General features: G+C 41.0%; 14 protein-coding genes. 9 read left to right on the top strand and 5 right to left on the bottom strand.

From position 1 onward, the window contains the following. The coding region (locus ABJV04_RS20945; RefSeq protein ID WP_348493687.1) for a GMC oxidoreductase at window positions 1-1,182 on the top strand (1,182 nt) is incomplete at its 5' end. Between the two features lie 3 nt (window positions 1,183-1,185). Here ABJV04_RS20945 and ABJV04_RS20950 read toward each other — a convergent pair. After that, window positions 1,186-1,812: a TetR/AcrR family transcriptional regulator gene (locus ABJV04_RS20950; RefSeq protein WP_348493689.1), complete on the bottom strand. Its 627-nt coding sequence runs from the start codon at window positions 1,810-1,812 to the stop codon at window positions 1,186-1,188. Between the two features lie 191 nt (window positions 1,813-2,003). Between ABJV04_RS20950 and ABJV04_RS20955 the strand changes: the two genes are divergently transcribed. Next, a complete protein-coding gene (locus ABJV04_RS20955; protein WP_348493691.1) occupies window positions 2,004-2,876 on the top strand; it encodes a crotonase/enoyl-CoA hydratase family protein in 873 nt (290 codons plus the stop codon). A 20-nt stretch (window positions 2,877-2,896) separates the two neighbouring features. Then, window positions 2,897-4,936 carry an NADPH-dependent 2,4-dienoyl-CoA reductase gene (locus ABJV04_RS20960; protein ID WP_348493692.1) on the top strand — a complete coding sequence of 680 codons (2,040 nt, stop codon included), beginning with the start codon at window positions 2,897-2,899 and terminating at the stop codon, window positions 4,934-4,936. Between the two features lie 657 nt (window positions 4,937-5,593). On the opposite strand, the gene ABJV04_RS20965 is transcribed toward ABJV04_RS20960, so the two are convergent. Continuing rightward, window positions 5,594-6,175, bottom strand: coding sequence for a Fe-Mn family superoxide dismutase (locus ABJV04_RS20965; protein ID WP_348493694.1), 582 nt, complete (start codon window positions 6,173-6,175; stop codon window positions 5,594-5,596). 338 nt (window positions 6,176-6,513) lie between these two features. Between ABJV04_RS20965 and ABJV04_RS20970 the strand changes: the two genes are divergently transcribed. Continuing rightward, window positions 6,514-6,855 (top strand): Grx4 family monothiol glutaredoxin, encoded by a 342-nt coding sequence (locus ABJV04_RS20970; RefSeq protein WP_348493696.1) that lies wholly within the window; start codon window positions 6,514-6,516, stop codon window positions 6,853-6,855. A gap of 66 nt (window positions 6,856-6,921) precedes the next feature. Here the strand turns inward: ABJV04_RS20970 and ABJV04_RS20975 are convergent, their stop codons facing one another. Next, complete coding sequence (locus ABJV04_RS20975; protein ID WP_348493698.1) at window positions 6,922-7,116, bottom strand: bacterioferritin-associated ferredoxin; 195 nt, start codon at window positions 7,114-7,116, stop codon at window positions 6,922-6,924. A gap of 278 nt (window positions 7,117-7,394) precedes the next feature. On the opposite strand from ABJV04_RS20975, the gene ABJV04_RS20980 reads away from it, so the two are divergent. Beyond that, window positions 7,395-8,000: a peroxiredoxin C gene (locus ABJV04_RS20980; protein WP_348493700.1), complete on the top strand. Its 606-nt coding sequence runs from the start codon at window positions 7,395-7,397 to the stop codon at window positions 7,998-8,000. An 88-nt stretch (window positions 8,001-8,088) separates the two neighbouring features. Here the strand turns inward: ABJV04_RS20980 and ABJV04_RS20985 are convergent, their stop codons facing one another. Together ABJV04_RS20985 and ABJV04_RS20990 are read right to left on the bottom strand one after the other, a co-directional pair. Then, complete coding sequence (locus ABJV04_RS20985) at window positions 8,089-8,688, bottom strand: Yip1 family protein (protein ID WP_348493814.1); 600 nt, start codon at window positions 8,686-8,688, stop codon at window positions 8,089-8,091. Between the two features lie 346 nt (window positions 8,689-9,034). After that, on the bottom strand, window positions 9,035-9,937 hold the full coding sequence (locus ABJV04_RS20990; protein ID WP_348493702.1) for a LysR family transcriptional regulator: 903 nt from the start codon (window positions 9,935-9,937) through the stop codon (window positions 9,035-9,037). A gap of 329 nt (window positions 9,938-10,266) precedes the next feature. Here ABJV04_RS20990 and ABJV04_RS20995 point away from each other — a divergent pair, with 329 nt between their 5' ends. The 4 genes from ABJV04_RS20995 to ABJV04_RS21010 all read left to right on the top strand — a co-directional run bounded on the left by ABJV04_RS20995 (window position 10,267) and on the right by ABJV04_RS21010 (window position 15,568). Beyond that, window positions 10,267-10,632: a CidA/LrgA family protein gene (locus ABJV04_RS20995; RefSeq protein WP_348493703.1), complete on the top strand. Its 366-nt coding sequence runs from the start codon at window positions 10,267-10,269 to the stop codon at window positions 10,630-10,632. Continuing rightward, window positions 10,632-11,303 (top strand): LrgB family protein, encoded by a 672-nt coding sequence (locus ABJV04_RS21000; RefSeq protein ID WP_348493705.1) that lies wholly within the window; start codon window positions 10,632-10,634, stop codon window positions 11,301-11,303. Before ABJV04_RS20995 ends, ABJV04_RS21000 begins: the two co-directional genes overlap by 1 nt. 226 nt (window positions 11,304-11,529) lie before the next feature. After that, window positions 11,530-13,302, top strand: coding sequence for a glycoside hydrolase family 9 protein (locus ABJV04_RS21005; protein ID WP_348493707.1), 1,773 nt, complete (start codon window positions 11,530-11,532; stop codon window positions 13,300-13,302). 181 nt (window positions 13,303-13,483) lie between these two features. Further along, complete coding sequence (locus ABJV04_RS21010; RefSeq protein ID WP_348493708.1) at window positions 13,484-15,568, top strand: EAL domain-containing protein; 2,085 nt, start codon at window positions 13,484-13,486, stop codon at window positions 15,566-15,568. The last annotated feature ends 17 nt before the right edge of the window (window positions 15,569-15,585 follow it).

Consider the following 15,585-nt stretch of genomic DNA (forward strand, 5'->3'; position numbering starts at 1 on the left):
TTGTTGCATGTCAATGATCTACGTCATACCAACAAGTTATCTCGTTCATTTGTTAAAAGCGCACAACAAGTGGGTATGCCCATATTAGAAGACTTCAACTTAGAAGAACGGGAAGGTTTAGGTTTTTATCAGGTCACCCAAGTCAATGGACAGCGATGTTCTAGTGCAAAAGGTTATTTAAAGCCTGCGTTAGAGCGTCCTAATTTAACCGTGCTCACCCACGCACAAGTTGAACAGATTGTCATTGAAGATAACCTTGCCACTGGCGTGAAGTTGCATCACAAAGGTCAACCTATTCATCTTAAAGCCACGCGAGAAGTACTCCTTAGTGGCGGTGCGATTAATAGTCCGCAAATATTAATGTTATCTGGCATTGGTCCTAAAGGCCATTTAGCCGAACATGGCATAGAAACTCTGGTTGACCTGCCGGGTGTAGGGCAAAATTTGCAAGATCATTTAGATGCTATTGTGCAGCAGCGATGTGAAGCCAAAGAAAGCTATGCCGTAGCATTGCCGTCATTGCCTAGGTATATTAAATCTGTTTTCCAATATGTATTTGGACGCCAAGGATTGATGACATCCAATATTGCCGAAGCGGGCGGTTTTGCAAAATCAAAATTAGCCACGGACCGCCCTGATCTGCAATATCACTTTTTACCGGCAATATTATTAAACCACGGTCGCAGTACCGCCTTTGGTTACGGTTATGGGGTTCACGTTTGTTGTTTATACCCCAAAAGTGTCGGTGAAATTAGGTTAGCATCATCAGATCCATTGGCACCAGCGGTTATCGATCCCAACTATTTAACCCATCCAGATGATATAGCCGTGATGATAGATGGCGTGCGCAAAGCCCGCGATATATTGTCCACTAGCGAATTTGCTCAGTATGGGGCGCGAGAAATAGGCCCAGGTATTGCAGCCCAATCCGATGAAGAAATTTTGGCTTATTTACGTAAACGAGCGGAAACTATTTATCATCCAATTGGCACCTGTAAAATGGGCAGTGTTGAAGATCCTATGGCTGTAGTAGATAGCCAGTTAAACGTGAAAGGGGTAAAAGGCTTAAGGGTGGTAGATGCATCAGTAATGCCTAGCTTGATAGGCGGCAATACCAATGCTCCAACTATCATGATTGCTGAAAAAGCCGCTGACATGATCAAACAACAGCATGGGCTTTAGTTGTTATTTATCGACTTCTTGACGATTTAACACGAACATTCTTAACGCTGTTTCACACATCTCATCAATATGACTGGCATCTGCATAAATACCATCTATTAATAAGCGCGCAATACCGTGGATTGTTCCCCAAGTAACTTGGGATAACCGCAGTGTATCTAAACTAGCTGGCAACAAACCTTTATGCTGCCAATCCCGAGTCATTTTGACTTGAAATTGAAAGGTAGGGTAGGCAATGTCTTTTAATGAATCCGTTGCGCTATTTTGTTTCCATATTGTTCGTCCGAACATAAGATCATACATTTCCGGGTTCTGAGCGGCGTAACTTATGTAACCGTGGATAAAAGCCCTTAACTTCTGTTCCTCATTCAAATCTGGGTTTTCAAATATTTCCTCCAATTGCAGTTTCCAATGGGAAAACCCTTGTTCTGCAATAGCGCACAAAAGCTCATTTTTATCTTTGAAATGATGGTATGGGGCAGTGCGTGATACACCAACCTGATCAGCGAGTTTACGCAAAGATAGGTTCTCAACGCCATTGTCTTTAAGCATGGCGGAAGCCGTTAGTATTAGGCTAGTTCGCAGGTCACCGTGATGGTAACGGGCTTTTGGGAGCTTTTTATCTGTCATTCCGGCACTTTATCATAGATCTTGACAGCGTCAACATCTTACCTTATCTTGACATTGTCTAGATAGGCAAGGTTTACGCGTTCCGCCCAAGAATTCATCCAATTTATAGGTGCGCATAAGCTAACTAAACAGCCACAATTTTGTAGGCGTGTTTTACTTATCATCTGTGTACTAACTTGGAGAAAATCGTTTTGGAAACCGCAAATACAAATTTAGATTTTTCGAAATTAACCACATTAACGGTATCAATAGAAAATCATATTGCCCATATTCAGTTGTCCCGCCCCGAAGAACTTAACAGCATGATCCCGGTGTTTTGGCATGAGTTGCCGCAAACTGTGCGACAAATCGACCATGAGTCGGCCGCGCGAGTGATTGTTATTTCAGCCCAAGGAAAACATTTTAGTGCAGGTATGGACTTGTCAGTGTTTGCGCAAATGGCAAAAGACTTTAAAGGCGAACCTGCACGCAGAGCAGAACGATTGAGACGTTCAGTGTTGGAATTGCAAGATTCTTTCAATGCTCTCGAACAAGTCAGAATGCCGGTATTAGTAGCAACCCATGGTGGCGTAATAGGCGGCGCAGTCGACATGATTTGTGCGGCAGATTGTCGTTATTGTACCCAAGATACGTTTTTTACCATCAAGGAAACGGAAATCGGTATGACCGCCGATGTGGGCACACTGCAACGTTTACCTAATTTAATTCCCCAAGGCTTAGTACGAGAGTTGGCCTATACCGGCAGAAATTGGAGCGCCCAAGAAGCCTTGGCTCAAGGTTTTGTGAATAGTGTGTTTGAAGATCAGGAAACGATGTTAGCGGCGGTAATGAAGATTGCTAAGAAGATTGCCTTAAATTCCCCTATGGCAGTGGCGGGATGTAAAGAAATGATCAATTACACGCGAGATCATAATGTGCAAGATAGCCTTACTTATATGGCGACCTGGCAATCTGGCATGTTTCAAATGCCTGATGTTCATGAGGCGATGGCAGCACAAACCGAAAAGCGGATGCCGCAATATGCTGAGTTATTGGATAAAAGCTCGATGATGACCAACAAATAATTGTAAACAGGACCAAAAGAATGACTGCAGATTTAAAAGTTAGTACACCCTATCCAAATTTGTTTCGCCCCCTTGATTTAGGTTTCACTTCTATTCGTAACCGAGTCATCATGGGGTCAATGCATACGGGCCTTGAAGAAGCTGAAAATGGCCATGTGCGTATGGCGGCTTTTTTCAAAGAGCGAGCCAAAGGTGGCGTTGGTCTAATTGTTACCGGTGGTTTTGGACCTAATGAAGTAGGGGCCACCCATGCAAAAACGAATTTACTCGATAGTGAGCAACGTATAGCTGAGCATAAATTTATAACCGATGCTGTGCATGCTGAAGGTGGTAAGATCTGCATGCAAATTCTGCACACTGGTCGCTATGCCTATAATCCTAAGTTGGTTGCACCTTCAGCCATTCAAGCGCCAATAAACCCGTTTAAACCTAACCCTCTGGATGAAGAGGGGATTCAACAACAAATCGACGATTTTGTGTTTACAGCCAAACAAGCGCAAAAAGCCGGTTATGACGGTGTTGAAATTATGGGCTCTGAAGGTTATTTCTTAAATCAGTTTATCGCCAGTCGCACCAATCAGCGTGATGATAAATGGGGTGGTGAGTATCAGAACCGAATTCGTCTTCCCATTGAAGTCGTTCGACGTGTGAGAGAAGCGGTGGGTGAGCACTTTATTATTATTTATCGTTTATCCATGCTTGATCTAGTGGAAGGTGGCTCAACTTACAATGAAGTGGTGGAATTGGGTCTTGAGGTCGAAAAAGCCGGTGCAACCATCATAAACACAGGGATTGGCTGGCATGAAGCGCGTATTCCTACGATTGCCACTAAAGTGCCTCGTGCAGCCTTTACTTGGGTGACAGCTAAATTCCGACAGGCGTTGAATATTCCGGTGATCACCTCTAATCGAATTAATACCCCTGAAGTTGCAGAAGAGGTGTTGGCTCGTGGCGATGCGGATATGGTGTCTATGGCTAGACCTTTCCTTGCTGATGCCGAATTCGTGGTCAAAGCCATGGAGGATCGCGCCGATGAAATCAATACTTGTATTGGCTGTAACCAAGCCTGCCTAGATCATGTGTTTGAGGGTAAAGATACCAGTTGTTTAGTTAACCCAAGAGCTTGTCACGAAACTGAACTCAATATTGAAGCTGCCGACATTATTAAGAAAATGGCTGTGGTTGGCGCTGGTCCAGCAGGTTTGGCAGCTGCCGTTTCCCTTGCCCAGCGAGGTCATAAAGTGACTTTGTTTGATAGTGCTAGTGAAATTGGTGGGCAATTTAATATTGCTAAAAAAATTCCAGGCAAAGAAGAGTTCTATGAAACCCTTCGTTATTTTGCAAAACAATTAGAACTGCATCATGTGGATGTGAAACTTAACACACGAGTAGATGCCCAATTGCTTAACAGCGGGGATTTTGACGAAGTACTTATTGCCACTGGTATTAAACCGAGAACTCCGGCAATTCCGGGCGTTGAGCATCCCAAAGTATTAAGTTACTTAGATGTAATCCGCGATAAAAAGCCTGTGGGACATTCAGTGGCGGTGATTGGTGCGGGTGGTATCGGTTTTGATGTCTCTGAGTATTTAGCTCATGAAGGTGAGTCTACTAGCTTAAATATCCCAGCCTTTATGAAAGAGTGGGGGATTGATATGACCCTAAGTGCGCGAGCCGGTGTTGAAGGTGTAAAACCTCAGCCTAGCGCCTCTGGCAGAGAAATCTACTTGTTGCAACGTAAGACGACCAAAGTTGGCGCTAATTTAGGCAAAACCACAGGGTGGGCGCATCGTGCTGGGCTATTAGCCAAAGGCGTGAAAATGGTTGCTGGTGTAGAATATCTGAAAATTGACGACCAGGGTTTACACATCAAAGTAAACGATGAAGTGCAAGTTTTAGATGTGGATAACGTGATTATTTGTGCCGGCCAAGATCCTTTACGTGAATTAGCTGATGGTTTGAATAAACCTTATCACCTAATTGGTGGCGCAGATGTCGCAGCAGAGTTAGACGCAAAACGCGCAATCGACCAAGGTACCCGATTAGCTGCAACTTTGTAGGCGGTGCTTTAGCCTCGCGAAAATCGTGGGATTTATCATGTGCGCCCATGGCCTAAAGGCCATGCTACAGGGTGTATCTTTATTTCTATTGTAGGCGGGTGCTTTAGCCCCGCAAAAATCGTGGGGATTTATCATGTGCGCCCATGGCCTAAAGGCCATGCTACAGGAGGATCTTTATTTTCATCTGTAGACGGGTGCTTTAGCCCCGCGAAAATAATGGTGATTTACCTTGTGAGCCCATGGCCTGAAGGCCATGCTACAGGAGGGATCTTGATTTCCACCTTGTAGGCGGGTGCTTTAGCCCCGCGAAAATCGTGGGGATTTATCATGTGTGCTCATGGCCATGCTACGGGGCTTATCTTAATTTCCATTTGTAGGCGGGTGCTTTAGCCTCGCGAAAATAATGGTGATTTACCTTGTGTGTCCATGGCCTAAAGGCCATGCTACAGGGAATTTTGATTTCAATTGTAGGCGGGGGCTTTAGCCCCGCGAAAATTATGGTGATTTACCTTGAGTGCCCATGGCCTAAAGGCCATGCTACAGGGGGGATCTTGAATTTCATCTGTAGGCGGGTGCTTTAGCCCCGCAAAAATTATGGACATATACAAAAAAACCAGTCAAATGACTGGTTTTTTATATTAACGTATTAACGTTGAATTAAGCGAAATTAGATGCCGCGAAATCCCAGTTAACTAATGCCCAAAAACCACCTAGGTAGTTAGGACGTACGTTACGGTAATCGATGTAGTAAGCGTGTTCCCACAAATCAACAGTGATTAGCGGTGTTACACCTTCTTCAGTGATTGGTGTACCAGCGTTGCTAGTATTAACAATATCTAGGCTGCCATCAGCAGTTTTCACTAACCATGTCCAGCTAGAACCGAAGTTATTAACTGCTTTATCATTGAACGCTGCTTTGAAATCGTCAAAAGAGCCCCATTTAGCAGTAATTGCATCAGCTAGTGCACCAGTTGGTTCGCCGCCGCCATTTGGGCTTAGGCTGTTCCAGTAAAAAGTGTGGTTCCAGATTTGCGCAGCATTGTTAAATACACCGCCGTCTGATTGCTTAACCACATCTTCCAAAGACATATCAGCCATTGCTGTACCTTCAACTAAACCGTTCAACTTAGTTACGTAAGTCGCGTGGTGTTTACCATAGTGGTAATCAAGGGTTTCAGAAGAAATATGCGGTTCTAGAGCGTTTCTTTCATAAGGTAACGGGGGTAGTTCAAAAGCCATGTAAATTCTCCAATATTGTGAGCTTAGCGTTTATTAAATTACTGCCAGGCTAAATGCTAGCGTGAATTTCTAGAATGTAAAGCTTCATTGAAAGCTCTGCACTCTAATATAATTATATGATTTATAAATAATGATCTGGGGATAAGATGCTAATTATCAACCCGAAATACAAATACTTTTTACCAAGTCGTTAGATTATTTATTAATTTGCACTTATACAAGTATTACTGATGATTGTGACAAATCTTTGTAAATTAGCAAACCTTTTGGAAAGGAGAGCTTGAAACAGGTAAACTAACACCCATATTCAAACTAACTTATATATAGAGAGTGGTAAAATGGACACTGTAGAGAAAATCAAACAACAAATTAATGAAAACCCAATTTTATTGTATATGAAAGGGTCACCTAAACTGCCAAGTTGCGGTTTTTCTTCACAAGCATCTCAAGCACTAATGTCTTGTGGTGAGCAATTTGCGTATGTTGATATTCTGCAAAATCCAGATATCCGTGCTGAATTACCTAAATATGCAGATTGGCCAACATTCCCACAGTTATGGGTTGACGGTGAGTTAGTGGGTGGATGTGACATCATCATGGAAATGTTTCAACAGGGTGAGTTACAGCCGTTGATTAAAGAAACTGCAGAAAAAAATGCTGAAGAAGGTAAAGAAGACTAAGGTTTTCGCTTCTTAGAAACAAAAAAGGAGCAATATGCTCCTTTTTTGTAAATAAAATTAGCTAACTTAACTAACTTCTTTAAATAAACTTTCGTCGATGATTGTGGTGTCGATAATATCCTGAGCCATTTGAATACAACGTCCACATTGGCTACCCACACCCAACTTAGTGCGCAATTCGCGAGTGCTACCAACACCATCTTCGCGGACAGCTTTTGCAATAGCTTTATCAGTGATGCCGTGGCACAAACAAACGTACATAAAATTACACCTCAATCTTTATGCAAATGATAATAGTTGTTATTTGTATCATTTACAAGTGCTTTTTTGATTATTTGTTGTACATTGTCTTTAATTTAAAGTCTTAAATTGTGATTCCATAGGGAATGTACTTTTTTGCAAATTTAAGTAAAAAAAGTTGTTCGTTTTCCTTGGGTTTTATTATTCTAGTCTTATATTGTGCTTATCAGCTTTTTTAAATCGTTAAACGAAGATGCATTTGCGTTTATAAATGCTTTCACTAATAAATGGAGAAAAAAATGAGTGTACTAGTTGGTCGTCCAGCACCAGATTTCACTGCAGCAGCAGTTCTTGGAAGCGGAGAGATTGTTGATAGTTTTACCCTTAGCGAAAATATTAAAGGTAAAAAAGCAGTTATCTTTTTCTATCCTTTAGATTTCACTTTTGTATGCCCGTCTGAGTTGATTGCGTTTGATAAACGTTATGAAGAATTTACTAAGCGTGGTGTTGAAGTCATTGGTGTTTCAATTGATTCACAATTCAGCCACAACGCATGGCGTAATACCCCAGTAAATGAAGGTGGTATTGGTCCAGTTAAATATACTTTGGTTGCTGATACTAAACACGAAATTTGCCAAGCATATGATGTTGAACATCCTGATGCAGGCGTAGCTTTCCGTGGTTCTTTCTTAATTGATGCTGAAGGTAACGTACGTCACCAAGTAGTTAATGATTTACCACTAGGCCGTAACGTTGATGAAATGTTGCGTATGGTTGATGCATTGAACTTCCACGAAGAGCACGGTGAAGTTTGCCCAGCTGGTTGGCAAGAAGGTGAGAAAGGTATGGACGCGTCACCAGAAGGTGTTGCTAAGTACTTGTCAGAGAACTCTGACGGTCTTTAATTAACGCTAACTGTTATGTAAAAGTAATAGAAAATAAAAAACCGCGTCACTTCGAAAGTGACGCGGTTTTTTTTGAGCTTTTTAAACCCTAATGAGTGAAGACTGGATCACCGATGACGCTCCAAAGCAGAACCGAACCAACCATAAGCACCACTAGTAAAATAAGACCGCCTGTCACAACGGCACTTGAATATATAAAGCCTTTATCTTCAGGAATGTGCAACATAATGGGCACACCAGAATACAATAGGTAAATAGAGTAAGAAATGCCAACAAAGGCAACTACCATCACAAACCAAAGTGCGGGGTAAAATGCTGCAAAACCACACATAAATAAAGGTGTAGCTGTATACGCCGCAAGTTCTAGCGATTGCGTATAACTCGGGTTTGAATCGAAAACTTTAGCAAGTTCATAAATAATAATCGCAAGTGCAATAACTCCCGCAATTAAACCGAAATACATGCCTATACCTAAAGATGCTGCTGACATTTGATCTAGTTTAATAACTTCTCCAACACCAATACTCCAACCTAGATGATAGGAAGAGTAATAACTTAAAATTGCGGGAATAAGTGAAATGATGCAGATGTGACTAAAACTGTAGAAATAGCTTTCATGTTTTTCGTCAATAGCATGCCATTCTTCTTTTGGGTGAGTATAAATACCCCATAAGTGATTTAGTACCAAGATATGACTCCTTTGATGGCTTTTTGAACTGTTGTTAATTTTAAAGTAACTAATAAATAACAACTTGTTAACAGTAGTTTCTTTTACAAACGATTTTTCGTCAACTGATTTGTTTACTTTTACAGCAAATAATCGATATCCATCGTTTTTAGACATGAATATTTAAGAGCTACGGGTCTAAAAATGGACTGGATTTCCAAAAGCGGGAAGGGAGCTAAACAGGTTTGTATAGGTTAGGTTGAGCAGATAACAGCGGATTAGTGAAAAGTCTAAGATCCGCCCAAAGAAACGTTAATTTGACCAACGACTATTTTTTAGCCCTTAGCATGACGTCAATTTAGCTAGTCTAGGCTACTTTAACTTTTTTAGATAACGCCATAAATGTGTTGAGGTAGTCTGGTGCGGTTTCATTTTCTCGTATGCCTAAGTGAATGGATTTTTGAATACCATTTGGGGCGGTTGGGCTAACTAATGATATCGGTTTTATATCCATTTGCTGTTGGTATTCTTCAATCAACCAGCGTGGTAGTGCTGCCACTCCGCGGTTTGCAGCAACCATCTGCAGCATAATCTCAGTATTCTCAATAATTTTATGTTGTTTAACGCTTGCACCCGAAGGGGTTAAAAAGTGGGTGAAAATATCTAAACGACTAGCTTCCACCGGATAGGTAATTAAAGTTTGTTCGCTTAAATCATTAGGGCTAAGGTGTTTTAATTTAGCTAGGGGAGACTGTCCGGAAACTACTAGCGCATGTTCGTAATCAAATACCGGTGTATAGAGCACATTTTTGTGAAATAAAGGGTCAGGTGTGATCAATAAATCTATCTCATAACCTAATAATGCGCTTAAACCTCCAAACTGAAATTTTTGCCTTACATCTACATCCACTCCCTCACATTGGGCCAGAAATGGTTTGACGGTTTTCAATAGCCATTGATAACAAGGGTGGCATTCCATACCAATCCGCAATATGCCTTTTTTGCCCTGGGCTATTTGTTGCAGTTGCTGTTCGGCATAGTCGAATTGGGGTATCAGTCGATTGGCTAAATTAAGCATCTGGTGTCCCGCTTGAGTGAGACGAAGTTTACGCCCTTCTTTTTGCCAAATTTGCACTTGATAATGATGTTCAATTTTTTTGATAGCATGGCTGAGGGCCGACTGAGTTAAACAAAGTTGCTCGGCTGCTCGGGTAACAGTTCCGGTTTCTGATACCGCTTTGATAATCGTGAGGTGGCTACGGTCTAACATATTTGGGTTTTACTCTTAAAAGTGAGTTTTATAAAAACTAGATGAATATAATTCATGCGTTTATAAGAATTTAGCACTTTTCTTCATGTCTTGAAAAGCTATAAAACGTTTTGGAAAGGTCATAGGCTGCTCGTGTTGACGGTCTTTAGGCAATGTAAACGTTTGCCAATTACCCTATATCGTGAACTTACTTAAATAAATTTTGCCAACTTGACTAGGAGTATCTCTTTTAGGGGATTTCAATCCTATTAAATTTAGCTATTGACGCTGAATTGAGCTGAGTATCTGGTATTATTGATAAATCGACTAGTAAATGGCTTAAAATCAGCGTGTTAAGTACGACTATCAAGATTTTCTTTTCCATCGCAATCATCTTTTTGTTTTTGTGGACAGGCATAACTATCCAGGCTTTGTCGGGCATTCCACTACCTGGCAGTATCATTGGCATGTTGTTGTTATTTTTCTGTTTATCAGTGGGCATTATTCCGGTTCGATTGATGGAAGATGGAGCAAAATTAATGCTTAAACATATGTTGTTATTTTTTATTCCCATCGCTGTCGGTTTTATGAACTACTTTGACCTGATGTACCAACAAATGGCATTGTTTTTGGCTGGCACAATACTTTCAAATATCGTTGTCGCGGCAATATTGAGTTTAGTGTTTAAACAACTCAAGGCAAAGGAACAGCAATAATGTGGATAGCGCTGACCTTAGTGGTTTATTTACTTGCGGTGTATTTACTCAGTCGAATTAAGATCCCTTTTCTAAATTCCTTATTAGTCGGTATGTTTACCATCATCGGCATTCTTTTGTTATTGGATGTTCCCTTTGAAACCTATTACGCTCAAACCAACTGGATAAATTACTTTATGCAGGCCGCAGTGGTAGCTTTTGCTTATCCCTTGTACGAGCAACTGCCGCAAATTCGCAGCAACATGAAACTGATTTTGTTGTCATGTTTGGCAAGTTGTTCTCTGGCCATTTTATTTACAGGTTTGGTAGCTTGGTTGTTAGATGCTCCCGCACCACTTTTGGCATCTCTTTTAGTTAAGTCCATCACCACTCCCATTGCCCTTGAGATCAGTGGCAGTTTAAACGGTGAAACCTCCATCGTGATTGTTCTAGGCTTGTTTGCTGGATTGACTGGTGCAATTTTGTTTTACCCAATCTTTAAGCTTCTAGGAGTCCATGATCCTGTCCATCGCGGCATTATCGTCGGCAGTCTCTCTCACGCCATTGGCACTTCGGCGACTGTAAAGCACTCTTCTGAAGATACTGCATTCAGTTCGGTGGCGTTGATCATTGCGGCGATATTTTCATCACTTCTTGCACCCTTGGCGTATCAGTTTTTTGTCTGGTTGTAATTTTTATTAATAAAAACGGATTTTCGAAATCCCAAAAGATGAAAAAATAAAAAAGTAGGCTGGTGAAAGTGATGTTAATACTGCATGCTTTTAGTCATTGTTGCGGGAAGCTAGAATAATATTGGTTTAAGTTTAGGCTTTCCTGTTGGTTTATATATTGAGCCGATTTAGGTGATGTTTATCTTCATTGTGAATGTGTTCAATAGCCCATTTATAAGGTGTCTAAATGTTTAATCAGTATCGAAAAGTCTACTTGTCCAGTTTATTCTATGGGGTTGCAACTTGCGTTTTGATAGGGTGTAAAAGCGCCGATATCAATACTCAGTCGAGTAACCTTAAGGTTTCACAACCAGCCAAGCAGACCATTCACATCAATCAATTGGGCTATTTTGCCACTGGCGAGAAAGGCGCAATTGTTCCTGCCACAACAGAATCTGCTTTCAGTTTACAAAATAGCTTGGGTGAGACCGTGTTTGAAGGTACGTTAAGTGAAACTCGAGGTTGGCCAGCCCAAGGTCCTAATGAATTTAAATTTGCTGACTTTTCAGATTTTTCTATACCTGGCAACTATGTGTTAACTGTTGAGGGAGTAGGGAAGTCTGGGCCGATATATATTAATAGTGAGGTAAATCAGCGCGCTCACAAAGCTGCGCTAAAATATTATTATTTCAATCGTGCAGGTATGGCCTTAACAGAAGCCTATGCTGGTAAATTTAAGCGCCCAGCTGGGCATCCTGATACTCAAGTTATTGTGCATCCTTCAGCGGCCAGTGCTAGTCAACCTGCTTTAAGTACCATCAGTTCCCCAAAGGGGTGGTATGACGCTGGGGATTACGGTAAATACACCGTAAATGCCAGCATATCCACATACACCTTGTTAGCGGCCTATGCGGATAATCCAGAGTTTTATAGCAACCTATCTGTCAGCATTCCCGAATCCAATAATGGGCTTCCTGATATTGTGGATGAGCTTATGTGGAATCTAGAGTGGTTACATACCATGCAGAATAATGACGGAGCGGTTTATCACAAACTCACAACCTTACAGTGGCCAGGTAAAGATATGCCTGCTGCTGATACTGCCGATCGTTATGTGATTGGCTTCTCTACATCTGCGGCATTAGATTATGCGGCCACCCTTGCTGCGGCTAGTCGAATATTGCGCCCGTTATTTTCTGATAATCCTCAGCAATTGGATACGTGGTTAGCGAGTGCTAAAAAGGCTTGGGATTGGGCTATTGCAAATCCAAATTATGTTTACCAGCAACCAGCAGATGTGAGCAGTGGGGAATACGGAGACAGTGATTTTGCTGATGAATTTGCATGGGCCGGAGCTGAGTTATTTTTAGCCACTAAAGATCGTAGATACTTGCAGGCATTTAAACAATACAGGCAGTCTCTAAAAGAACCTGATTGGGGCAACGTGGCAGCGCTAGGCTATTTGAGCCTTGCTAGAGAAGGCCAGCGAATGTTAGCCGACAATGAATATCGTAAAATTCAAACTCAACTCATTGATTATGCGGATGCTAGCATTCAAATATACCAAACCAATGGTTATGGTGTTGCCATGAATTCAGAGGATTTCGTTTGGGGGAGTAATGGCGTTGTTTTGAATAAAGCGATAATGTTGCTGAACGCATTTAGGTTAACAGGGCAAGAGAAGTATCGTCAGGTTGCATTAGGAAACTTGAATTTTGTGTTAGGACGCAACCCTACAGGATATTCATTTTTGACCGGGTTCGGTGAACTCACACCGCAACATCCTCATCATCGCATTTCAGCGGGTGACCAGATAGATGAACCTTTACCCGGGATGCTTGTTGGTGGGCCGCAACCGGGCCAACAAGATAACTGTGTGTATCCCCAGAACTATGCAGCGAGTAGTTATTTAGATGATTGGTGTAGCTACTCAACCAATGAAGTGACAATTAATTGGAATGCACCTTTGGTTTACGTGTTAGGTAGTGTTCTTGCACAGGAGCAAGCTGGTAAACCCTAGTTTAGAGAAATAGAGAGTTTTCAATTTTGAATAATTGAATATCAAAAGTTTTGGCGTAAAGACAATAATATCTTACTGTTAATTTGACTATTTAGTTCTACTATTAAATATCTACTAGTCACTTTTAAAAATTACACGGTCAATATTGAATCTGAGCTAATCAACTTGGAATATTCGAACAATGAGTTCAAGGAAAACAGAAAAACCATTGTCTCATCAATATGAGCTCAATGATCCCCTTCACCAATTATTTGATGCGGTTAAAGTGATATCCGTGCAAGGGTATGATGATCACCGTAGAGTCATTTATTGGAATGAGGGCAGTGAGAAGCTATATGGATATTCTAAACAAGAAGCAACAGGGCAAAAGCTAGAAGACTTGATTATTCCAGTTTCTATGCGAGAAGGTGTGATTCAGGCCCACGGTAACTGGCTCAATCAAGGTGTTGAGATCCCCGCTGCCGAAATTATTATGCGGCATAAAAGCGGAGCTGATGTATCGGTTTTTTCAAGTCATGTCATGTTCGTTAATCAATACGGTAATAAACAAATGTATTGTATTGATATTGATCTCACGGATGTCAGAAAAGCAGAAGCCCAAGCGTTATTCAAAGAACATATGTTGGAAACTATCTTTGAAGCTATTCCTGATTTGTTTTTCTTGATGCAAACAGATGGCACCATTATTGATTACCACGCAAGTAAACAAGAAAACCTCTATGTTTCTCCCCAGCAATTTATTGGTAAAAATATGCGAGATATTTTACCAGAAGAAGTTACCAGCAAATTCCAAACACACATTGAAAAAGTGATTGAACAACCTGAATTAATTAGCTTTGAGTACGATCTCACTATGCCCCAAGGTATTCTATATTTTGAAGCAAGGATGGCGTACCTATCTGAATATAAACAGGTAATGGTAATTGTTCGGAATATTACAGAGCAATATAAATCAGCTGAGTTAATTCGTCACCAAGCCTACTATGACAGCCTAACCTTGCTACCAAATCGTTTTTTAGCCCTTGATCGTCTTTCGCAAATATTAATCGAGGCTAAAAGAAATAATCAAAAAGCTGTGGTGATTTTTATTGATTTAGATGACTTTAAAAAGGTTAACGATTCTTTAGGCCATGAAATAGGCGACAAATTATTAGTAAAGGCAGCACAACGATTAACTCAGGTTGTACGTAAAGAGGATACCGTTGGGCGTTTAGGGGGTGACGAATTTATCGTGTTGCTGAAAGGTTTCGCCGATCATAATGATGTTTTAGCCATTGCTGAGAACTTACTAAAAGTATTTAGAAATCCGTTTAAATTAGCTGGTAGAGAGCTAATGCTTACCTTAAGTTTAGGCATAGCCATATATCCCGAAAACGGTTGCAGTGCCTCTGATTTATTGCGAAATGCCGATACGGCTATGTACCAAGCTAAAGCACAGGGACGAAATACTTTCTCATTTTTTACCAGCGACATGAATCAAGTTATGCAACGTCGCTTTGAAATTGAAGAGCAGATGCACTCAGCCCTAGAACGTGGCGAATTTGAAGTGTATTACCAACCTAAATTCTCTCTGCAAACTAATTCAGTTGTAGGCGCCGAGGCATTACTGAGGTGGAACAATCCATCATTAGGTAAAGTCAGTCCAAATGAGTTTATTCCCATTGCAGAACATACTGGGTTAATCATCACCTTAGGTGAATTTGTAATTAATCAAGCTTTGAGCTTTTTAAAGCATTGGCAAAGTAGGGACAAAGAGCCATATACAATGGCGATTAATTTGTCTCCTCGTCAATTCAGAGATCAGAGTTTAGTGGCGAATTTGCAAAAAAGCTTAGAGCAAACAAAAGTCAGTGCCGAATTTTTAGAACTTGAAATTACCGAAGGGGTATTGATGAATGGTCAATCATATATTCATGAGTCTTTGGCAGAGATCAGTGCTTTAGGGATCACTTTATCTCAAGACGATTTTGGTACCGGCTACTCTTCTTTGAGTTACTTACGCCAATACCCCTTTAATGTACTCAAAATAGATCGCAGTTTTATACAAGGGATAACAATAAACAAATCAGATTGTGATTTAGTTAAAGCGACCATAGCAATGGCAAATAGCCTAAAATTAATAGTGGTTGCTGAAGGGGTTGAAACTGAACAGCAATTCACTATTTTGAAACGCTTAGGATGTGATTTGGTTCAGGGGTTTTATTTTAGTAAACCCTTACCCTCTAGCCAACTCTTAGCATTTTCGCCCGGACAGCACTTATTTTAAGTTGCCTGGGTATTTTT

It is taken from the genome of Aliiglaciecola sp. (assembly GCF_039982535.1).
GTDB lineage: Bacteria > Pseudomonadota > Gammaproteobacteria > Enterobacterales > Alteromonadaceae > Aliiglaciecola.